Origin of the sequence: Flammeovirga sp. SubArs3 (assembly GCF_947387565.1) — a bacterium.
Lineage (GTDB): Bacteria > Bacteroidota > Bacteroidia > Cytophagales > Flammeovirgaceae > Flammeovirga > Flammeovirga agarivorans.
On record NZ_CANDOA010000018.1, the window covers coordinates 1 to 22,769 of the forward strand.

Annotated in this window: 17 protein-coding genes; 5 read left to right on the top strand and 12 right to left on the bottom strand. The window is 33.9% G+C overall.

What is annotated here, in order from left to right:
- Positions 1-163 precede the first annotated feature (163 nt).
- The 6 genes from QL232_RS26650 to QL232_RS26675 form a co-directional block, all read right to left on the bottom strand.
- On the bottom strand, positions 164-1,114 hold the full coding sequence (locus tag QL232_RS26650; protein WP_281616438.1) for a YihY/virulence factor BrkB family protein: 951 nt from the start codon (positions 1,112-1,114) through the stop codon (positions 164-166).
- On the bottom strand, positions 1,107-1,538 hold the full coding sequence (locus QL232_RS26655) for a thioesterase family protein (protein WP_168883901.1): 432 nt from the start codon (positions 1,536-1,538) through the stop codon (positions 1,107-1,109). The genes QL232_RS26650 and QL232_RS26655 overlap by 8 nt, the downstream gene beginning before the upstream one ends.
- Positions 1,539-1,683: 145 nt before the next feature.
- Positions 1,684-2,847: a molecular chaperone DnaJ gene (gene dnaJ / locus QL232_RS26660; protein WP_168883902.1), complete on the bottom strand. Its 1,164-nt coding sequence runs from the start codon at positions 2,845-2,847 to the stop codon at positions 1,684-1,686.
- A gap of 12 nt (positions 2,848-2,859) precedes the next feature.
- Positions 2,860-3,426: a nucleotide exchange factor GrpE gene (locus QL232_RS26665; RefSeq protein WP_168883903.1), complete on the bottom strand. Its 567-nt coding sequence runs from the start codon at positions 3,424-3,426 to the stop codon at positions 2,860-2,862.
- A 222-nt stretch (positions 3,427-3,648) separates the two neighbouring features.
- Positions 3,649-4,845 (bottom strand): M20 family metallopeptidase, encoded by a 1,197-nt coding sequence (locus tag QL232_RS26670; RefSeq protein WP_168883904.1) that lies wholly within the window; start codon positions 4,843-4,845, stop codon positions 3,649-3,651.
- A 136-nt stretch (positions 4,846-4,981) separates the two neighbouring features.
- A complete protein-coding gene (locus QL232_RS26675; RefSeq protein WP_281616439.1) occupies positions 4,982-6,358 on the bottom strand; it encodes an FtsX-like permease family protein in 1,377 nt (458 codons plus the stop codon).
- A gap of 282 nt (positions 6,359-6,640) precedes the next feature.
- On the opposite strand from QL232_RS26675, the gene QL232_RS26680 reads away from it, so the two are divergent.
- From QL232_RS26680 to QL232_RS26690, 3 genes are all read left to right on the top strand, one after another.
- Entirely contained in the window at positions 6,641-9,238 is a 2,598-nt protein-coding gene (locus QL232_RS26680; RefSeq protein ID WP_281616440.1) for a WG repeat-containing protein, read from the top strand.
- Between the two features lie 287 nt (positions 9,239-9,525).
- Entirely contained in the window at positions 9,526-11,025 is a 1,500-nt protein-coding gene (locus tag QL232_RS26685; protein WP_281616441.1) for a sodium:proton antiporter, read from the top strand.
- A 140-nt stretch (positions 11,026-11,165) separates the two neighbouring features.
- Positions 11,166-12,194, top strand: a complete 1,029-nt coding sequence (locus QL232_RS26690; protein ID WP_281616442.1) for a gliding motility lipoprotein GldB — start codon at positions 11,166-11,168, stop codon at positions 12,192-12,194.
- Between the two features lie 415 nt (positions 12,195-12,609).
- On the opposite strand, the gene raiA is transcribed toward QL232_RS26690, so the two are convergent.
- The 6 genes from raiA to QL232_RS26720 form a co-directional block, all read right to left on the bottom strand.
- A complete protein-coding gene (raiA, locus tag QL232_RS26695) occupies positions 12,610-12,924 on the bottom strand; it encodes a ribosome-associated translation inhibitor RaiA (RefSeq protein ID WP_168883909.1) in 315 nt (104 codons plus the stop codon).
- A gap of 189 nt (positions 12,925-13,113) precedes the next feature.
- Positions 13,114-14,004 (bottom strand): tyrosine-type recombinase/integrase, encoded by an 891-nt coding sequence (locus QL232_RS26700; protein ID WP_281616443.1) that lies wholly within the window; start codon positions 14,002-14,004, stop codon positions 13,114-13,116.
- A 126-nt stretch (positions 14,005-14,130) separates the two neighbouring features.
- Entirely contained in the window at positions 14,131-14,325 is a 195-nt protein-coding gene (gene rpsU / locus QL232_RS26705) for a 30S ribosomal protein S21 (protein ID WP_168883911.1), read from the bottom strand.
- A gap of 135 nt (positions 14,326-14,460) precedes the next feature.
- A complete protein-coding gene (locus QL232_RS26710; RefSeq protein ID WP_168883912.1) occupies positions 14,461-15,540 on the bottom strand; it encodes a potassium channel family protein in 1,080 nt (359 codons plus the stop codon).
- A 63-nt stretch (positions 15,541-15,603) separates the two neighbouring features.
- A complete protein-coding gene (locus QL232_RS26715) occupies positions 15,604-16,260 on the bottom strand; it encodes a rhomboid family intramembrane serine protease (RefSeq protein ID WP_281616444.1) in 657 nt (218 codons plus the stop codon).
- Complete coding sequence (locus QL232_RS26720; protein WP_168883914.1) at positions 16,247-17,233, bottom strand: PhoH family protein; 987 nt, start codon at positions 17,231-17,233, stop codon at positions 16,247-16,249. The genes QL232_RS26715 and QL232_RS26720 overlap by 14 nt, the downstream gene beginning before the upstream one ends.
- 117 nt (positions 17,234-17,350) lie before the next feature.
- Here QL232_RS26720 and dacB point away from each other — a divergent pair, with 117 nt between their 5' ends.
- Together dacB and QL232_RS26730 are read left to right on the top strand one after the other, a co-directional pair.
- A complete protein-coding gene (gene dacB, locus QL232_RS26725; protein WP_281616445.1) occupies positions 17,351-18,805 on the top strand; it encodes a D-alanyl-D-alanine carboxypeptidase/D-alanyl-D-alanine-endopeptidase in 1,455 nt (484 codons plus the stop codon).
- A 192-nt stretch (positions 18,806-18,997) separates the two neighbouring features.
- Positions 18,998-22,168 carry a tetratricopeptide repeat protein gene (locus tag QL232_RS26730; RefSeq protein ID WP_168883916.1) on the top strand — a complete coding sequence of 1,057 codons (3,171 nt, stop codon included), beginning with the start codon at positions 18,998-19,000 and terminating at the stop codon, positions 22,166-22,168.
- The last annotated feature ends 601 nt before the right edge of the window (positions 22,169-22,769 follow it).

Here is a 22,769-nt window from a genome sequence, read left to right on the forward strand (position 1 = left end):
GATTCGAACCCCCGGTACCTCGCGGTACAATGGTTTTCAAGACCACCGCATTCGACCACTCTGCCAACTCTCTGTGTCATTTTGACGAGTGCAAATATGCAAGGTTGAATTTAAATTTCCAACAACTTGATCAAGAAAAAATACAAATAATCGTAAATGAATTTTACCTGAACTCCTCGGGAGGATTAGCCTCAGACCATATTTGTGCTTCTTCTATGGTTGTATTGATTTGAAAACCAATTAATAAGATCATAGCAATGGTGAAAATCCAACCCATTAATCCCATAATTGCTCCAAGAGAGCCATAAAGAATATCATAAGAATTAAATGTGTCTAGATAAATTTCGAACAATATTGAAACGATTATTGACAAGATTGTTGCGACTATTGAACCTGGAGTGAATACTCTATTTCCTAAAATTTCACTTGGAGCATATCTAAATATCAAAGTGATATTAAAGAAAAAGATACCTACAACGATCAAAAATCTTAAGGATAACAGCATATATAGGGTAATCTCATTATTGAGGTATCCATTATCATGAAGGTATTCCAATAAATGTTTTCCACTAATCAATAAAAAGGAAGACAAGCATAGTGTGATGATAAATAAAAACGTCAAGTTTAAAGCGACTTGAAACTGTTTCCATAATGATCTTTTGTCTTCGAGATGGTAACAGCTATTGAAAGCATTCATCAGAGTTCTCATCCCAGTGGTAGCAACATAGGTTGCACCAATAAAACCAAAAGATAATAATCCACCTCTAGACCTTCCTGATAGGTCTTGAATGGGTCCTTCTATAGCTTGATAAACATATTCGGGTAACATTTCCTCTCTAAAAATCTTAAACATCATGTCTATAGATTCGAAAGGAATGTAAGATATTAAAGTAGAGAAAAAGATGATAAACGGTAACATGGCTAAACTAAAACTAAAAGCAATAGCCTGTCCCCTTTGAAGTAGGTCATTCTGATCCACCCTATGTATCAAGGCTATACCAAAAGTATAGAATGATACTTCAGTGTGGGGAACTCTAGATGTAGATAGTTTCTCAATTATCTTTTTATAAAGTTCGTTATCCTCTAATTTCTTATGAAGATCTTTTTTAGTCAACTTTCTTTGCCGTTGGTTCAACAAAATACGGAGCAATTACCTCCATAAATCTTTGAGGAGCTCTGCATGGTTTATATGTTGATTTACTCATAAAGGCCAATTTTGTTTTGCCTGTATTGAGTAACTCACCTTCCTGATTAAACAATTCGTATTCAAATTGAATTTTAACTGTTGGTTTTTCAATTAGCTTGGTACGAATCGTGATCATATCATCGTATTTAGCAGGTTTTATGTATTTAGAAAAGTTTTCTAAAACGGGCAACATTACGCCATCCGCTTCCATTTCTTTGTAACTCATTCCTAAAGAACGTAATGCTTCCGTTCTGCCAATTTCATAAAATTTGGCATAATGACCATAATAGACAAAGCCCATTTGGTCGGTGTCAGCATAATTAATTCTTATTTGTGTTTCGTGAACTAGCATTGTGGAATGAGTTAACCTGATAAATTTGAATATCGTAAAGATACAATATTCGATTTTGTAGATATAAGCTTTAAGAAAAAAAAGCATTGTTCTTGACGACTCTCATCATAAGAACAATGCTTTACATATGAATTACTTCCCTCTATTATTGAGCGAAGAAGTCTTTCATTCTAGAGAAGAAGCTTTTACGCTTTTCTTCTTTATGTTCTGAAGTAGGGTTGAAATTTTTTGATTCTCTTAATTTTTTCAAGATGTCTTTTTCTTCAGAAGAAAGTTTCACAGGTGTGAAAACAGAGACATGAATCAATTGATCACCAACACCATACCCGTTAATATCGCGGATACCTTTACCTCTTAAACGAAGTACTTTACCACTTTGTGTACCTGCATCTATTGGAACTTTTACGTTGCCAGTTAATGTAGGAACTTCTACTGTAGTACCTAATGCGGCATCAGCAAAACTTAAATGAAGCTCATAGTGGATGTTTTCACCATCTCTATGTAAGTGCTCGTCTTCAATCGCTTCGATGACGATTAATAAGTCACCAGCAACACCACCACCTTTAGGCATGTTACCTTTACCTCTCATTGAAAGTTGCATACCGTCATCAACTCCTGGAGGGATATTGATCGATACTTCTTCTTCAGTATATACTCTACCTTCGCCACCACAATTATCACACTTGTGCTTGATGATTTTACCTTCACCATTACAAGTAGGACAAGTAGTATTAGATACCATTTGACCTAACATTGTGTTGACTACTTTTTGTACTTGACCACTACCATGACAAGTTTGACATGTGTCTAGGTCAGTACCATTTTTGGCTCCTGTACCATTACAAGTATCACAAGACGTATAACGTTTGATGCGGACTTTTTTCTCCACACCTTTTGCCATTTCCTGTAGTGTCAACTTTAATTTGATACGTAAGTTAGAACCTTTACGCTGACGGCGACCACCACCGCCACCTCCGAAGAAGTCGCCAAATGGGCTACCGCCACCACCAAAGATATCGCCAAAGTGACTGAATATGTCATCCATATTCATTCCACCTCCGCCGCCGCCGAATCCACCTGATCCGTCGAATGCTTGGTGTCCAAAGCGGTCATATTGACCACGTTTTTGATCATCACTTAAAACTTCATAAGCCTCAGCAGCTTCCTTGAATTTCTCTTCAGCTTCACTATCACCAGGGTTTTTATCTGGGTGATATTTTATCGCAACTTTACGATAAGCTTTCTTAATTTCTCCACTGGAAGCATCTTTCGATACGCCAAGTACTTCGTAAAAATCTCTTTTAGACATTATTGGTGTTTCTTATTGTCCTACAACAACCTTCGCAAAACGAATAACTTTATCGTTTAATGTGTATCCTTTTTCAACAACATCAACAATTTTATCCTTAAACTCTTCAGTTGGAGCAGGGATTTGAGTGATTGCATCATGGTAATCAGTGTTTAACTCTTTACCGGTAGCATCTTCCATTTGTTTTAAACCTTGACCTTCCAAAGTTTTTAACATTTTGTCTTTAATCATCACTACACCGTCCAGTACAGGTTTTACCTCGTCACTGTCAGATTTAGTATTTGCAATAGCTCTTTCTAAATCATCGATAGTAGGGATAATTGCAGATAACACCTTCTCGCTTGCTGTTTTTGTTAGTTCAGATTTCTCTTTTAATGTACGCTTACGGAAGTTGTCGAACTCAGAATATAAACGAAGGTATTTGTCCTTCATTTCTCCTAATTCCTGAGTCAATTTTTCTACTTCAGTTAGTTCTTCACCTTCTGTTGTAGATTCTTCAGAGCTTGTAGCTTCAGTTTGATCCTCAGTTACTTGCTCTTCTTTATTTTCAATATTTTCGTTTCCTTTATTTTCTGCCATTTTGGTATTTTTTCTAGTTGAAATATACAATGCCGTTCAATCAACAATGTTGCCAACCGATTTTATAGGTCATTTTGTCGCGATTTTACTGACAAAAAGTAGAAATAGGAAGAAAATAAGTCAAATAACATCAAAATCAGACGAAAATATGACAGTTTTTTAAGAAAAGAAGCAGATAACGTATAGCTATCTGCTTCAAGTATATTTTATATTGTAGCTTTTCTAAGCTTGTGATTCTAGCTCGTTTACAGCTAACCAAGCCATTAATCCCACTCCAATTTCAAGAGCATCTTCATCGATATCAAAGGTAGGAGTATGTACAGAGGAAGTAATTCCTTTTGCCTCGTTTCTAGTTCCTAAACGGTAGAAGCAAGCGTCCATTTCTTGAGAATAATAAGAGAAGTCTTCTGCTGCTAACCAAATATCTAGATCAACTACATTTTCTTCACCAAGGTATTCAATTGCAGCTTTCTTATTTCTACGAGTAAGTTCTGGTTCGTTAACTAAGAAAGGGTAACCTTTATGAATATCCATCTCAACAGAACCACCCATACCTTCTGCAATTCCAGTTGCAATCTTGGTGATTCTTTCATGCGCTTCCGCTCTCCATTCTTCGTTCATGGTTCTGAATGTACCTTGAACTTTCACTTCATTAGGAATGACATTAGTTGCACCAATAGCTCTAACATCACCAAAAGATAAAACTGATGGAATTTTTGGAGCAGCATATCTACTTACAATTTGTTGTAAAGCAACAATGATATGCGATGTGATAACAACTGGATCAATATTTTTCTCTGGCATAGCCGCATGACCTCCCTGACCTTTTACAGTAAAGTAAATCTCGTCAGCACTTGCCATATACATGCCTTCTCTGAAGCCTACTTTTCCAGCATCAATGAAAGGCATTACATGTTGTCCAATAATTTTTGAAGGGGATGGATTTTTTAATGCTCCATCTTTGATCATTAAAGATGCTCCTCCAGGTAATTTTTCTTCACCTGGTTGGAAGATTAGCTTAATAGTACCTTCGAATTGATCATTTAATGATTGTAATATTTTAGCAGCACCTAATAATGAGGTAGTATGTACATCATGACCACACGCATGCATAACACCTTCATTTTTTGATTTATAAGGTACGTCGTTTGCCTCAACGATAGGAAGAGCATCCATATCTGCTCTTAAAGCAATCACTTTTTTATCAGGGTTTTTACCCTTAATCAAGCCAACAACGCCTGTTTCAGCAACACCTGATTGTGTTTCAATACCATAACTCTTTAACTTCTCTGCTACAAACTTCGAAGTTTCATACTCTTGGTACGACAATTCTGGGTTAGCATGAAGGTGATGTCTGATATTTACAATCTCTTCAATATTTTCTTTAACAGAAGATTTTATTTGTTCTTTAAGACTCATGATATTATGATTGCTTGTTGTTGTATCATTTTGTGATATTGTTAGTGATCAGTTGTTTTCTGTGTGAAAATCAAATAAATCACCTTGCAAATTTAATGATTTAATAAGAATCTATCATTACAAGAATATTGTAATTCTATCTTCTGGCATTTTTTGCAGCATTTCTGGCAGGGATAATCGATGCAAAAATAGTGATTGCAGAAACGGTAAGACATATCACTAAAAAGTCTTGCCATCGAGTTTCAACAGGATAAGCATCAAGAATTCCATTGTTTGCACCAGTACTTATCCATTGAAATTTTTCTTGGGCAAAGCAGAATAAATATCCTGAAATAAGACCAAAATTAGCACCTGATAAAGCGACTAGGCCACCCTCGTAAATGAATATCCTCTTGATCATGCCGTCTGTAGCACCCATTGATTTGAGAATATTCATATCATGATTTTTCTCAATAGAAAGCATGGCAAGAGCAAAAAACACATTGAAAGAGGCAATACCTAAAATCAATGCAAAAGTTCCATAAGTGAAGAATTTTTCAATCTTCAAAGCTCTTAATACTTGAGACTGTTGTTCGGGTCTAGTTTTAATGATGAAGTTATCTCCTAAAACCTCCATTAAATTATTTTTAACGGTTGTCGCCTTAAAACCTTCTTTCACTTTAATTTCTAAGCCAGTTCTTAATTGCCCATAATTCAATAATGAGTTGGCAAATTTAATAGGCACAATCACTGTTGATTGATCAAATTGAGGCTCGGCTACAAATACACCTCCTGCTTGAATTATCTTTTTATTAAATGCTTTTTCAGGATTTAAAGACGCTTTACCTTTTCTCTTAGGGTACCAAAATTGTAGCGGATACATACTGTCTCTTAATCGTAAGCCTAATTCTTGGTAAACTCCAGAGCCGACCAAAGCATATCGAGTGTCATTGTTATATAGGTTATTAGTACCTAAAACTACGGTAGTATCAATTTGTGTTTGAGTGGCAAAGTTCTCACTCACACCTTTCATTGTTACTACTTTTTGTTTGTTGTTGTATAGAATAAGGACTTTGTCTTCAATAACTTCTGTAATTGCCTCGACGCCTTTAACTTCTTCAATTTTATTTCTTAATGTCCATTCGTATGGAAAAGATTTACCTACATTAGATTCAATTTTTAACTCAGGATTGTGTCTATTAAACATACCTGTAAGCGTCCTTTCCATTCCGTTAAATAAAGAAAGTACAATCACTAAAGCTGCGGTACCAAAGCCAACGCCGACCATTGCAATATTGGATAAAGTCTGAATAAAGTTCTGCTTAATGAACTGTTCAGCCATCCCTTTATATGTTTTTCGGATCTTTTTAGGAGAAAAAGTAAAAAGCACTCCAATGGCTTTTCCTAAGAAAATAATTAATCCAAAAGTCATTTGAACCACCAAAACGAGTAGCATTAAAGGAATGCTCTTGATGTTACGTTGAGATAGAAAGTATCGTTTGGCGACAAAATATGGGAATCTTGACTTTGACATTAACAAATATGAGTTATAAATCTTTTTCCTGCCTTTGTAAAGTAATCAGACATGAAATTTTCACTACAAAGTTAACGGTAGAGTTGAATTCTCAACATAAATAATGAATTACTTCTTTTGATTTTTGAAAAGTTTGATAAAAATGTTCTTTAAGTTGATGATATTGCAACCCAGAGACAAAACAAACTTTATTGAAGAGAACAAGCTATTTTTATTCAATTACGATTTGAATCAATAGGTACGCGAAATATGAGGAGATTAGTACTGCTATTTATTATAAACTTGATACTTAATTATTCCTATGCCCAATCCTCAAAGCAATTTTGGAAATTGGCGGATAAAGGAGAGTACGAGAAGATTGTTAAGAAATTAGAAAAAGAGTCAGATCAGATAGATCAAAATGTATCTTTAAACTATATATGGGGACTTTATTATGTGAGTAATGAGGCTGCATATAATTTAGATACTGCATACGCTTTTTTAGATAAAGCAGATAATTTATGGAATGATTCTTCGCCAACCCAAAGGGCAGAATGGGAGAAGTTATACGTAAACAATGATTCAATACAATATTGGAAACAAAATGTTGAAAAGTATGCTTTCAATGAATGTGTTGAAAACCTTAAAGAAGAGGACTTTATCACTTACTTGGAGAAGTTTCCTCATTCTGAATGGGTGCCGGAAGCAATATCATTACGAGATAGTTTAGGATATGAAAAGGCAAAACAAGAACATACCTACGAATCTTACCACCTATTTATAAGAAGTTACCCAGAAGCAAGGCAAGCGATAGAAGCCCAAAATTATTACGAAAATCTTATTTATCATTCCAAAACTAAAGATGCAGACGAAAAAGCATTGAGTGATTTCTTAAAGGAACATCCAAAAAATCAACATATCCATAAAGTAGAAAAACAACTTTATGAGTTGATTACAGAAGATAAATCTATTGTCGATTATTCTCACTTTGTTAGAGATTATCCAGAGACAATTTATGCCGATAGTGCAATTGCTCAGATTTGGTTATTAAGTGAAGACAAAGATAGTGTTCTTAATACTTATAGAAACTGGGAAGAGAAAGCCTATTTTCAGGCTTTAATGCTAAAACAAAAACAATTGTATTATCCTGTATTCCAGGAGGATTCTCTCTCGTTTATTAATGATCATGGTAATGTAGTTTTTACTGAAGCCATCTCGGGAGTTAAAAAAGCATACAATTGTCATGGGACTTCAGACCTCTTTTTAGAGGTAGAAAAAGATGGGAAAAAAGGTTTAGTAGACCGTAACAATTCTATCGTTTTACCGTTCAATTACGATAAAATCAAACCACTTTTAGTAGGAGTATATGCCATTGAAAAAAATAATAAAGTAGGTGTTTATGCTCTTGGTGAAGGAGAATGGATTTCTCCAATCTACGACCAAATAGTCCCATTAAGTAGAAGGTTGTTTGGTGTTAGAAAGCAGGCGAGATGGGGTATTGTTTCTGTTACTGGAGAGTTGAAGTTTCCGATAGAGGCAGGACAGTTAATCCATATTTCAGAGAATACCATTTTAGTAATGAAAAAAGGGCGTTGGGCTAAATATACTGAAAGTGATGTCTTTGGAAGTAAAATAAATACTGATGATGAGGAATTTATCTTTGAAGGATATAAGCAATTAGAAGATCAATGGTTTGGTTTAAAAGAGAATTCTAAGTGGGCAATTTATACTCCTAATGGGAAAAAATATTCTCAGGATTATGATCAAATTGAAGATTTAGATAACAAACTAGGTTGGTCAGTGAGAAGTGATACCTTGTATCAGGTGATTAATTATGATAATGAACTTCTAATCGATTCTCTATTACTGCCAGAATTTTCAAAGTCAGGAGTTACTTCTCGTTGGAAAGACCAATGGGTAGCCTACAATTGGAAAGGAGAAAAGATATTTTTAGGGCAAGCGGATACAGTATTCTTCGATAAAATGTATCCAAACTTAATTCAACAAACTGATAAAAAGGAAAAAGTACTTTTCAAAGATGGAAATATTTTAGATCTCGAAAGATACTCGCAATGGAATGTAACTTATGTAACACAAGACTCATTAGTTCTTCCTTATATTGCGGCAATTAGTAGGAGAAACAAGAAATTTGCTTTGTTGGATCAAGGTGGAAATCAGATTATGACTCCACAGTTTTCGGATTTGAAAGTAGATACAAACGGAATCGTCATTGCTAAATATGGTTCATTATATTATTTATATGAAACCAATGGTAAAAGAATCCTGCAAGAAGGATACACTCAAATAGTTGCTGATGGAACCTATTATCACTTAAAAGGTAAAGGGAAATTTGGTATATATAATATTAAAACTGGACTAAAAATTACACCTAGATATGAGGAACAATTACAACGAACAACTTTACAAAAAGAAGGAAACGCTTTATGGTTAGGAAAATATAAGGGGTTTGAAGGAGTTTTCTCGCTTTCTAATTATGAACAAGCTCGTTTTTATTATGAAGATATTAAGCTACTGAATCTAGATTCTACAAGTGTATTTGTCTTAGAAGATGAGAAACTAAAATTATTGGATGTGCAATCAAACAATATTAAAATGATTTGCGATTCTTATGAGGTAATGACAAAGTCACCTTATAAATACTGGATTTTATATAAAAATGACGGTAGATATGGTGCATATGTTTCCAATGTAGGAGATGTTATTTATCCAGAATTTCAATCAATAGAAAATATTGGGTCATTGGAGCAACCTTTGTTTTTAGCTAAGCAATATATACAACAAGCAAAATTAAATATTCTATTATATATAAATGAGGAAGGGAATGTTGTATTTCAATCAATTTTAAATGAAAATCAATATAATGTGATAAGATGCGATTAACTTGAATGCTATTTACGAAATGATAAAATCGACTAAAGATTTGTTAAATAACTCTTAAGAGTTCGATATATAAACAGATGTTGAATTTAATCATTGTTTTTAAAATGGTTTATTTCCTAAAATAGCGAAACGAAAAAAATATAACAGAACAAACAATAGTGTGTATTTAAATTTCAACGAGGACTTTCTTAAAGATTAGCACAATCAACTTCACAAGTTAAAGTAGTGCGGGCAAGAGTATCATTGAGGTCACTTTGTTTTCGGTTTTGAAAGATTAAATTATAATTATGAAAAAAAAATTACTACTTCTAGTGGTAACGCTTATAGTAGGGCTTACAGTAGGAGTTTCGCCTGTATTGGCGTCTGGTGGCGGAGGACATCCTGAGGCTGCACCTTGGTCGGTTATTCCGTTTGCCACACTGTTAATCATGATTGCTACCGGTCCGCTTTTCTATGAAAAGTTTTGGCACCATAACTATCCGAAAGTGGCTGTTGGCTTAGCTGCAGTAGTGGTTGGATACTATATTTTTGGCTTGCATAATACGCACGGGCCTATCCACGCATTTTTCGAATACTTCCAATTTATAGCACTTTTATCTGGTTTATACATTGCCTCTGGCGGTATTATGATCAAAGTAGATCGTAAGGGTACGCCAATGGTTAATGCGATTATCCTAGCGATTGGAGCTGTAATTTCTAATATTATTGGTACAACAGGTGCTTCAATGTTATTGATTCGTCCATTTATGAGATTAAATCAAGAGCGTTTACAGCCTTACCATGTTGTATTCTTCATCTTTATTGTAAGTAACGTTGGTGGTGCATTAACACCAATTGGTGATCCGCCATTATTCTTAGGTTTCCTAAAAGGTGTACCTTTCGAATGGACTTTGGTACATTCATTACCAATGTGGTTCTTTGCAATTATCGTCTTGTGTGTAATTTTCTTCTTTTTCGATAAGCGTTTTATCAATAAAACGAACTTATTATTTGATGAAGATGACAAGAAAGAATACTCTAATAAGATAACAATCACAGGTTCAAAAAACTTTGGATGGTTAGCAATTTTAGTTGCAGCTGTATTTTTTGATCCTTCAAAAATTGATTGGTTACCAGGTATTCTTCAGACTCATGAAGGTTTCTCAATTGGCTTTTTAAGTGATTTAGAACATCATGAAGGAGCAACATTATTCTCTTTTATTAGAGAGTTGATTATGTTAACTGTTGCTTATTTATCTTTCAAATTGGCTGATCAAGATGCGATTAAAGGAAACGAATTTAATTTCGAGCCAATTCGTGAAGTAGCATTTATCTTTATTGGTATTTTCGGTACCATGATGCCAGCATTGGAGTTGGTAGGTGGTTTTGCAGCATCTGAGGCAGGAGCAGCATTAATTAACCATAACTCATTGTATTGGGCAACAGGTGCTTTATCAGGTATATTAGATAACGCTCCAACTTATCTTAACTTTTTAACTGCAGCAATGGCATCAAAAGGAGCAGATATTGGCAGTGTTCAACAAGTATTAGACTTTACAAACGGAATTGTACAGGGGCAGCCAAATGCAGAAGCGGTGTTGGAATTAACAGCAATCTCTGTAGCGGCAGTATTCTTTGGAGCAATGACGTATATTGGTAATGGACCTAACTTTATGGTAAAATCAATTGCTGAGCAATCAGGTGTTGAAATGCCATCATTCTTTGGTTACATTGTAAGATATTCATTACCGATACTATTGAGTGTATTGGTGATCGTTTGGTTGGTGTTCTTCGCTTTTGCGGGATAATCAATTTTTAACGGATAAAAAACCTCTTGCATGTATATGTAAGAGGTTTTTTTGTATAATATTTGAATTACTTTTTTCTAGTTTTGTGATGATACATTCATGTCATTCCATCTTAAAATTAAATCTACAATCAACTTTTCATGAGAACATTCAAACTATACCTGCTTTCGGTTCTTTGTCTAATGATGTTTACACAGTGTGATGATGCCGAAAATCAAAAAGAAATTCCAGATGTTTCTAACATCAAAGTGAATGTAGAAGTAAGAAGATTAGAACAGGAAATTTTTCAACTAAAGACAAAAGATCAAATTGTTTCTTACTTGATTGAAAACCCGGAAATAGAAAAGAAATATTTCTTGCAAGCAGGATTGTATCCAAACCGTCAAATATTAGTGGATGCTATTTTTGATTTTCTTTCTAAACCAGAGAATGATACGTTAAAAATGGATGCAGATCGTGTTTTTGGAGACTTTGAAGGATATAAAAAACAGTTTGAGTCTGCTTTTAAGTATATCAAATATTATTACCCAGATTTTAAAGAACCAGTCATATATACATCAGTATCAGGTTTTGCGAACTGGGGGTTTGGTGGAGATGTATTGGATTTTGGAGATGCAATCGTAGTCGGATTAGATTATTTTGAAGGAGAAACAGCTACTTATAGAGTTCCTGAAGTACCTGGCTACATCTTAAAACGATATACACCGGAATATCTAGTACCATTTACTGTTCAGATGCTGTCTAATAGGTTTAATAATGTAAATGCAAACGATAGAACTGTTTTATCACATATGATTGCATGGGGGAAAGCCTACGAATTTGTAGACGATGTTATGCCATTTACACCGGATACAGTAAAGGTGGGGTACTCTTTAAGGCAATTAAAAGAAGTAGAATATAATGAAGGTTTTATATGGGGACATTTCGTAGAGAATGAACTACTATATAAATCCGAAAGAATGACAGTGAAACGTTATGTAGATGATCGTCCTGTTACTTCTGAAATTTCAGGTGATAGCCCTGGTCGTTTAGGTAGATGGTTGGGTTGGAGGATTGTACAGAGTTATATGCGATCTAATCCTGAGGTGACATTACCACAATTAATGGCTGAAAAAGACGCAAGAAAAATATTGCAACGCTCTAAGTATAAGCCAGAAAGTCGTAAATAATTGTAATTTAAGTTGTTGAAAGGTAAACAAATATTAGATAAATCTAAATCCTCTTAAAGGATTATGTTCACTCATGATTAATTTATAATATTGAATATGCCGATAGAAAAAGGCAACTTATCTATGATAATAAATCAGTAAACGAGAGGTAGAAATTTTAGCTATACTCGTTGGTTATTCTTCAAAGAAATTATTTATATCCTCGTTTACTGAGCCTCCCATCTTGACTTTCAGGGTGTGGAGGTTTTTTATTTGTAAAATATCTGTAATTTATTCCTTAATTATCATTATAATTTGATGGTAAATATTTGAAGAATTATTTATAAAAAAAGCGAGAATAAATTTTACTTTATTCTCGCTTTAGCATCTTTATTTATATTTCTTTAGGCTCAGTTGTAAAATAGGTCCTTACAGACTAAGCGCCTGATTTATCTAATAATTTTTCTTTATGTTTCTTTACCTGACGACGTAAAGACTCTGTTGCTTCGTCTACAGCTGCCTCAAAAGAAGTACCATGTTTTTTAGCTACCAGGGTATCTTTTGGTAGGTGTAGTTTGATTTCCACAACTTTATTGTCTCGACTATTGTCACCGTTCTTTTCTACTTTTAAGTATACTTCTCCTGCTGTAAATCTATCGTAAAAAGTTTCCAATTTATCCACCTTTTGTTGGATGAATTCAATTAACTTTTGATCTGCTGTAAAATGTATTGATTGGATGTCGAGTTTCATATTTCTAACAGTTTAATGTGTTGTGAAAAATATTTCCTTTAATAAGATGCCATTAAATACCTATTTTTTACAATTGATTGAAATTCAAAATATTGCCTAAAGTTTTTAATTGACCGTTTGTTTTATACTATAATTTAACGGTTTTTTTTGAACTTAGTTGTAATAAATTGAGATATTTTTAAACTAAATCTAACTTTTTTTCTGGGCTCTAGGATGAGCTTGTACATGCACATTTTTCATTCTTTTTAGAGAAGAATGTGTATATATCTGAGTAGCAGAAAGATTGGTGTGCCCTAAGAGTTCTTTGATATCATTTAAGGATGCACCATTCTCTAACATAGTTGTAGCAAATGAGTGCCTTAAAATATGTGGACTTTTTCTGCTGACAGTTGTGTTTGTACTCAAATAGCGCTTTACTAAAGTGTAAAGCTGATGGTATTTCAAGGGGGTACCAGTCTCGGTAACGAATAATTGTGAAGTGTCAAACGCTTTTCTATAGCTAAGATAATTTTTGAGTTGTTGAACTAATATAGTGTGCAGAGGTATAATTCTTTCTTTATTTCTTTTGCCAAGCACTTTAATACTTTGGCTTTTGAAGTCTAAGTCTTGTACCTCTATTCCTAATAACTCAGAAGCTCTCGTTCCGGTTCCATAAAGAAACTCCAAAATCAGCTTATCTCTTACACCTGTAAAAGAATCGTCAAAAGTTTCATTTTTAAAAAGCCCATCCATTTCACTGGCTTTCACATGTTGTGGAATTCTGCTAGGCGTTTTTATAGAGTGGATCGACTTAGAAGGATCAATAGTAATAAGTTCATGCTTTCTAAGGTGCTTATAGAAGCTCTTAAGCGATGCGATCTTACGGTTGATACTTCTAGTACTTTTCTTTGTATCCATTAATGAGGCCACCCACAAGCGTATTTCAGCCTTATTGGCTGTTACAAGTGCTGCATTTTGATCTTCCTGAAGCAAAAAACTTTGAAATTGTAATAGGTCAGTAGAATAAGCAGTAAGTGTATGCTTGCTCACTTTCTTTTCAAACTCTAAGTAATTTAAAAATGATGTGAGGGCTTTCGTCATAAATTGGAAATCATAAGTTATTTTATAGTTAACAAATTAAGGTTTTTATTGAAAAATTGAAAGTATAAAACGCAAAAAGCCTATCAATTTTTCATTGATAGGCTTTTCAAAGAACGTCAAAAGAGATTAAGCACCAGCTTCAGTTCTCATTTTGATTTTGTAAGCAGTTTTAATAGCTTTCTTTCTGTTAGCTACTGACTCTTTTTCATAATAAGCACGAGCACGTAGAGTACGTAGTACTTTTGTTCTTTCAAATTTCTTCTTGAAACGCTTAAGAGCACGGTCGATTGACTCGTTGTCTTTTACTTTAATTTCGATCATTATATTCTCCTTGTTTATAAGGTATTTTCAAATTCAATTCATGATTTCGGACCGCAAATATAAATAAGTTTTGCATAAAACGAAAGTGATTTGAAAAAATATTGAAGGATATTTCTAAATGATTCTTATTGACTATCAAGATTGTAGCGCTAAAATTTGCTCTTCTACACTAGTCCAAGGGAAGCCATTAAAGGTCGAAATTGACAATAAATCGCCTTTTTCAAGTATTTCAGTGGATTTTGGACAAGAATTACTTTGCCCGTTTCTTATCAGTGACAACAAGTTACATTGATGTTCAGTTCCATCTAAACAATCAATTAAACCTATTTGTAATTGTTTCCAACTAAGCCCTGCTATTTTATTGACTTCTACAGTCATAGGGTTTGCTCCTTGAGAGTTGTAAAGAAGATCTTCTATCACAAGTGCTGAATATGGATCCTGACACTCCTGAACAATAGCTAGTACAGATAAGTCTGCATTTACATAAGTAGCATTATTGTTTTCAAACATCCATCCATTATTCATATCTACCAATACATATAATATACGTGTCTTTTTATGATCAATAAATCTCTCTAAAAGATCAATAGTTGTTTTGGTACTACCATCTGCAGTTCTCTGATCGTAATCTGTAGGGAATACAATTACTGTTTTATTCGATTTTACTCCCGAGCTGTAATATGTTTCTCTTTGTAGTGGGCACCCTTTTACAAAATGTATGTTTGGAAGGTTTTGGATTTCGTCTGGTAATTCTGAAATATTATCATCGACAAAGCAGATACCTACATTTTTTTCAACTTCTCTTAATTCATGGATAAAACGTTTAGCTACTGTTGTTCCAGGAAAATGAAAGATTACATAACCGTCTTTGTAGGGATTGTTCATAAAGCCAAGTTTTTTTTGTGTTTTGTAGTATTCTTTGTAATCAAATGCGGCACTGAATAGAGCACCTACGAAGGCGATACTTATTGTACTAAGTACCATAGTAATTATTCTGCCTGCTAAAGTTTCTGCAGGGGCATTTCCATAACCTACTGTGGTTGCTGTTTGCCATGTTTGCCATATGGCTTCATTCCATGAAACACTCTCTACATATTTAAAAAGAATAGCAAACAGTATATTAATTCCGAGTGTGTATAGGCAGACTTTCTTGAACCATTGGTACGGTTCACTCTCCCGGTGAAGTCGGAATCGTCTAAAAATGGTAAGTATCATTGATAGTGTGTTTAGTTTTAATCACCTAAGCGAATTTAATGTGAATCCGTATCTGTGACAATGTTAATTATCATCTTTTGGGTGGTAATGGTACTTGAAATGCTCATTTTCTAGGTTTCTGTATCCTTCATAACTGATGTCTTCATCAATTTCTACTTTTTTCTGCTGAGAAAATGTCGTTTCTACCTTACGATAATAGTAGGCTAAAAAGAACCCCACGATACTACCTGATAGATGTGACTCCCAAGAAATACCATCTTCTTGGGGCACCAATCCTACTAACATCCCATGATTTAATACAGCGATACATAACGAGATAATTAGTGAGCCGGGATTTTTTTGAAAAAGACCAATAAAAAATAGAAATAAAGCAATTCCATAAATAACACCACTTGCTCCAATGTGAAAGGATGGTCGAGCGAAGATCCATACTAGGATACCACTGTAAATACTTAACTTCCAAAGAACTTTTGTGGCGACTTTTGGAATAAAAAAGTAGAGGGAAAAGCAAAGAATAGCAAAAGAGACCGTATTACTAAATAGGTGTTTGAAGCCTCCATGGATAAATGGATGAAATAAAATACCAAACGCACCTAACCGATTTCTTGGATATATACCTAAATGATAAAGATCGACTCCTAAAGACCATTCAAGAATCTTTAGGAGCCATGCTATAGATATAAGAAGTAAAGTGACTTTTACTCCCTTATTTATTTTCATCTTTTTTGATAGCTTCTTTCTCTACTTTCTTTTTGTCATCGAACTTTTTGTAAGCAGAGATAATGTTTTTCACTAACCTGTGTCTTACAACATCTTTTTGAGATAAGTGTAAAACTTTAATTCCTTGAACGTTTTCTAATATTCTAGAAGCAGTTACTAAACCAGATTTTTGTCTAGGAGGAAGGTCAATTTGTGAAACATCACCAGTGATAATCATCTTTGAATCTAAACCCAAACGAGTGAGTAGCATCTTCATCTGCATTTCAGTCGTATTTTGAGCTTCATCCAAAAGTACAAACGCATTACTTAATGTTCTACCTCTCATGTAAGCTAAAGGAGCAATTTCAATTACTCGATTTTCCATATAGAACTTTAGCTTTTCTGATGGGATCATATCATCTAAGGCATCATATATAGGTCTTAAATAAGGATCGACCTTATCTTTTAAATCTCCAGGAAGGAAACCTAAACTTTCCCCAGCTTCAACTGCAGGTCGAGATATAATGATACGCTTAACTTGTTTATTTTTAAGTGCTTTTACAGCAAGAGCTGTGGCAACATATGTTTTACCTGTACCTGCTGGCCCTAAAGCGAATACAAGATCATTTTTCTTTACAGCATCAACTAATTTCTGTTGATTACTTGTTTTGGGACGAATAGCAATACCTTTTGCACCATAAAGAAGAATTTCGTCTTTAATATCAGCATCCTGTAGATCGGCATTCATCTCGACATAATCAAGGATATTGTCTACGGTAACTTTACCAAACTTCCTGTAATGTAATAGAAGCTCGTTAATTGCTTTGTGCACTTTGATAATCTCTGCACTAGCACCTTGAATACGAATTTCACTTCCTCTAGCAATAATTTTACTATTTGGAAATGCAGTAGCTAACTCTTTAATGTTACTGTTGTCAACGCCTAAGAAATCAACTAAAGCAACATCTTCTAATGGAATGACTTTTTCTATCAAACGATTTGGTATTTAAAATTTTCTATTCTGATGATAAATTAATTATCATTATGGACAATATATAAAATTGTATTTTCAAATTTACCGAGAATTTGATTTATAAACGAAATAATCCTCATGTCTATTACGATAAATTTAAAACCTATTCGAGTTATCTTTTGTTTTTTGTTCTTTGTGGTCGGGTGTATCACAAAAAATCCAATTCTTGCACAACAAAAACAACATAGTATAGACAAGGTGTTCAAGGAGTTTTTAGCTCATGATTGGATGAGAGGAGCCTCTGTTTCATTTAAAGTAAAATCACTCGAGAAAAAGAATATCAATTACGAGTATCAATCGACTACTTCATTAACTCCGGCATCTATTACCAAATTGTTTTCTACAAGTGTAGGCTTGAAAGTGTTAGGAGAAGATTATAAATACGAAACAAAAGTTAGTTATACAGGAGAAATTGTTGATGGTGTGCTAGATGGAGACTTGATCATTCATGGAGCTGGAGACCCAACCCTAACACTGAGAAATCTTGATAGTGTTATCGTTAGTAAACTACCTGATTTAAAGGAGATAAAGGGGGCAATAATTGCAGATGCTTCATTATATGGTAGAGTAACTACACCACCAAAATGGGTGTGGGAAGATTTAGGTAATTATTATGGAGCAGGTGTTTCTTCTCTAAATATTAATGACAATATCTATGGAGTTTACCTGAAGACTGGAAGTACAGGTTCTAAATCTACTATCAATGAGATAAAACCGATTACTCCATATTTAACTGTAGAAAGTGAGGTGTTGGCAGGTGAAAAAGGTACTGGAGATAATTCTTTTATATTTTCATCGCCTTATTCAGATAGTCACATTATAAGAGGTACGTTACCGCCTAATAGAAGTAATTTTAGAGTGAAAGGAGGAGTAACGAATCCGGAGTATCATACGATATGGATGTTGGCAGATACACTGGCCAGTCATGGAGTGAAAGTTGATGAAAATCAATTGAAAGTGGTGTATAATTCAGAAGAGCTTGAAAAAAGTTTACCACTTTGTTCTGCGTTTTCACCTACATTATCGCAGATTATTGATAAAACTAACAAAAAAAGTGTCAACCTATATGCGGAAGCGGTAGCAAAGACCGTTAGTATAATGGAGACAAACTCTATTTTACCTGACAGTATCACTGCTTCATTAATTCGAAACCTTGAAGATTTACAATTGTCCGATGAAGGTTTATTTTTAGAAGATGGCAGTGGGCTCTCACCATTTGATGCTTTTTCAGCGAATCATATGGTTACATTGTTAGAAAATATTCGATCAACAGATTATTTTGACACTTTTTATAATTCTTTAGCCGTAACAGGTACATCAGGTACTTTAAAATACTTCTGTCGTTACAATCAAGCTAAAGGTAGAGTGATTGGCAAGAGTGGGTCCATGCGAAGAGTCAAAAGTTATGCAGGGTATGTGAAAACTGTAAACAATGATACTCTGGTATTTACAGTCATCGTAAACAACTTTGGGTGTAAAGGAAAAGAGGTTCGCAAAGCTCTTGAACCATTGATGGAAGAATTGGCGAAGTAGTACTTTTTTTAGTTGATCGAGAATTTTCGTCACGATATTTGCATATAATAATGCTATAAATAATTGGAATGATTATATATCTTTGCTTACATTGTAGGTATAGGGTGAAATGAATCTGATTTTCAGGTTGTTACTCCATTTTTTGGGATTATATTAGTATGAACTACCTTAAGTTCAAGACTGGCTAAGCTTATGTTATTGAAAAAAATTATCAGTTCATTTTTTGTATTATTTTGGCTTCTTACGTTATCTACATTAACCCAAGCTCAAAATATTAATGAGTTAAAGTCCGAATTAAAAGGAATGCCTAACGGTAAACGAAAAGTTGATAAACTTATCGAACTCGCTAGGTTGGAACTCGATCAGAGTAATTTCAATGCAATGAAAGAAACTGCTGATCAAGCGTTAAAGATTTCGCAGCAAGTTGACTACAAATTAGGAGAAGCTGACGCTTTATTGATGTACTCTACGATGTACAAACTAAAGCGTGACTTTGATACCGCTATTGAATACGGTATTAACTCGATCAAAATCTATGAAAATGTAAATGAAGATATTCCTTTGTATGAGGCATATGGTGAAATATGTTTCTTATACCAAGATTGGGGTATCTACGAAAATGCAATCGAATATGAGTTAAAAGCATTGAGAGTTGCAACAAGAATGAATGACAAAAAGCGTCAAAAAGAGATTTGGCACCTTTTGGGTAACTCATACTTGCGTCTCGATAATTTTGATCAAGCTTTATACTACTTCCGTTTGAGTGCTGAATACCTTAAAGAAAGAGAGCAGTATTATCATGATACAAATGATTTACAAGCTTACAATACTACTTTAGGTAAGATTGCTTCTATCGAAATGAAAAGAGGTAATTATGAAGAGGCAAAAAATATCAACGAAGAAATCTTAGCCAATAAAGAGAGACTTGGTGATGAGGAAGGAAAACACGTACCTCTAAACGATATTGGTGTATGTTATGAGAAATTAGGTAAAAGGGATAAAGCCCTAACTTATTTTAAAAGAGCCTTAGAAATTAACAGAAAGTACGGCCGTCCTGAATCCCAAAATACAACCTTACTTTTCAATATTGGTACTTTATCGAATAGTAATATGCGTTATAGTGATGCTTTAAGAGCCTATAATGACGTATTGAAAATTCGTATGAAGCAAGGTCAGCCAGGTCCAATTGCTCAAGCTTATACTTATATCGCATCAGTATATACTGGTAAGGGTAACTATTCAGAAGCTATCAAAAACTATAACAACAGTATTAGATATGCTAGAGAGGCTGGCGATTACAATCAGATCGAAAGAAACTTAAAACAAATCGGTGATATCTATAAGAAAACAGATGATTACAAAAAAGCATTGAATGTAATGAATCGTCTGATTTCATTGAAAGATAGTATTATCCGAAATGAGAAGTTACAATATCAGAAAATTGCAAATGCTCGTATTGCTGCAGAGCAGAAGGAAAAAGAAATTGACCTTCTGATCATGAACCAAAAAGTAAACGAAGCAACCATGAGACGTTTAGAAGAAGAAAATGCTCGTAAAGCACAGGATCTTGAACTTCTACAACGTGAGCAATACATTAAAGAAACAGAGTTAAGACAAAAAGAGTTAGAGCAACAGCAACAAAAGCAAGAGCTTAGACTTACAATGTCGGCACTAGAATCTGAGAAAAAGGCGAAAGAGATTGATCAACTTCAGAGAACTAAAAAGCTTAACGAGTTGAAAATCCAGCAAACGGATGCCGTAGCCCTTCAAAAGCAACAAGAATTAGAGCTTTTAGAAAGAGCAAAAGAACTTCAGGAAAACAAACTGAGGGAAAAAGAAAATATGCAGCGTGTATATTTTGGTATGTTCGGTTTGCTTTTCGTAGTGTTAGGTTTGATTATCTCAGGTTACTTCCAAAACCGTAAGAAAAACTTTAAGCTTGCAGCGAAGAACGAAGAAATTTTAGGTCAAAACGTTGAGATTGAGAAGCAAAGAGATGAGCTTGTTTCAGCTAAGACACAAATCGAAAAGGCGTATGATAATATCCAAGTCTTATCGGAATTTGGTCAGAAAATTACAGCGATTTTAGATCTTGAATCTATAAACTGGACAGCTTATGCTTATGTAAATACACTAATGGATGCGGCGGTATTTGGTATTGGTATTTACAGAGAAAAATACGAGAAAATTGAATACATCAACTTCCTAGAAAATGGTTTAACACTACCATTGTTCAGTTATGATATCAATAAACAAAATAGTTTATCTACTTTGTGTTATAAGTCTAGTGAAGAGATTGTAATCAATGATTATGAATCTGAAATCAATAACTTCTTACGACAAGAACCTGAATTTAAAACATCCGCTAGACCGAATTCATTAGTATACTTACCACTAGTTACTGAGAAAAATCTAGGTGTTTTAACTGTTCAGAGTTACGATAAATTTGCTTATTCTCGTAACGAATTGAACATCTTAAGAACTTTAGCCTCTTATTGTGCGATTGCCTTAACTAACGCAAATGCATATCAAGAGATTGAAAATAAGAACAAGAGTATTACAGATAGTATTAGATATGCTCAAACAATTCAAAGAGCCATTCTACCATCTAATGCTAAGATTCAAACGGGTCTATTAGAGAACTTTGTTTACTTCCGTCCTAAAGATATTGTATCTGGTGACTTCTATTGGTTCTCTAAAGTAGAAGAGAAAATTAATAAAACATCTTTCTCTAAATCTGATGTAGCAGAAAGAACATTTATTGCCGCACTAGATTGTACAGGTCATGGTGTACCAGGTGGTTTCATGTCAATGATTGGTAACACATTATTGAATGAGATTATTAACCAGAAGCAAGTATTTGAACCATCAAAGATTCTTGATATGCTAAATGAAGGTGTAATTGATGCCCTTCACCAAGAGAACAAGAGTAATGATGACGGTATGGATGTTTGTTTATGTATGGTAGAGAAAACAGTTGCTGGAGCAACTAAAGTAGTATTCTCTGGTGCAAAACGTCCTCTATACGTAAAAGAACCAGGTGGAACAGAATTATTAGAATATAAAGGTGATAACAAATCAATTGGTGGTGTTCATAGAAGAAAATCATCGAAAGTCAGCTTTACAAACACTGTAATTAATGTTGATCCAGGTACTACAATTTATCTAACAACAGATGGTCTTCAAGATCAGAACAACAAAAATGGTCGTAAGTTTGGTAAAATTCAGTTAACTGATTTATTATTTGCCAATGCTGAGAAACCAATGTTAGAGCAAAAATCGGCATTAGAAAAAGCACTTACAGAGCATATGGGTGAGATTCCACAACGTGACGATATCACAATCCTAGGTGTAAGACTGTAACAAGAATATACCACTAAACAAAAAAGACAATCAGTGATGCACTGGTTGTCTTTTTTTATGATGATGATTTATATCTAACTTTAAATATGAATAAACTTTTAATATTGATATGCCTATAATACTTTGGAAAAGATATCAAGGGATCTTTTCAATAATACTGATTACACTAGTTTATATCATATTATCCTATATTTCTTATACAAAATATGGAGTAAAGGTAGTTTCAGACTCACCAAGGTATATTGAATATGCACAGGAATTATTATCCCAACCTTTTTACTGGCATAAACATCAAAGTAAATATTTAGGTTATGTACTTTTCTTAATGTTCCTTTTTAAAGGAGGACTTTCAGTGAAAAGTGTGATAATAGTTCAATATATTGTTACTTACTTATCTATCATAATATTTTATAAATCAATTAATATTGTACTTAAATCTAAGTCAATATCGCTAGCATTTACAATATTATATCTATGTAACTTTGAAGTAATTTATTGGAACTCATACATATTGTGTGAGTCATTTTATACAGCTTTTATTATTTTCTCACTTTATGCTTTCTTGATTTATCATTATGAGGATAAGAAAATATTATTGCCA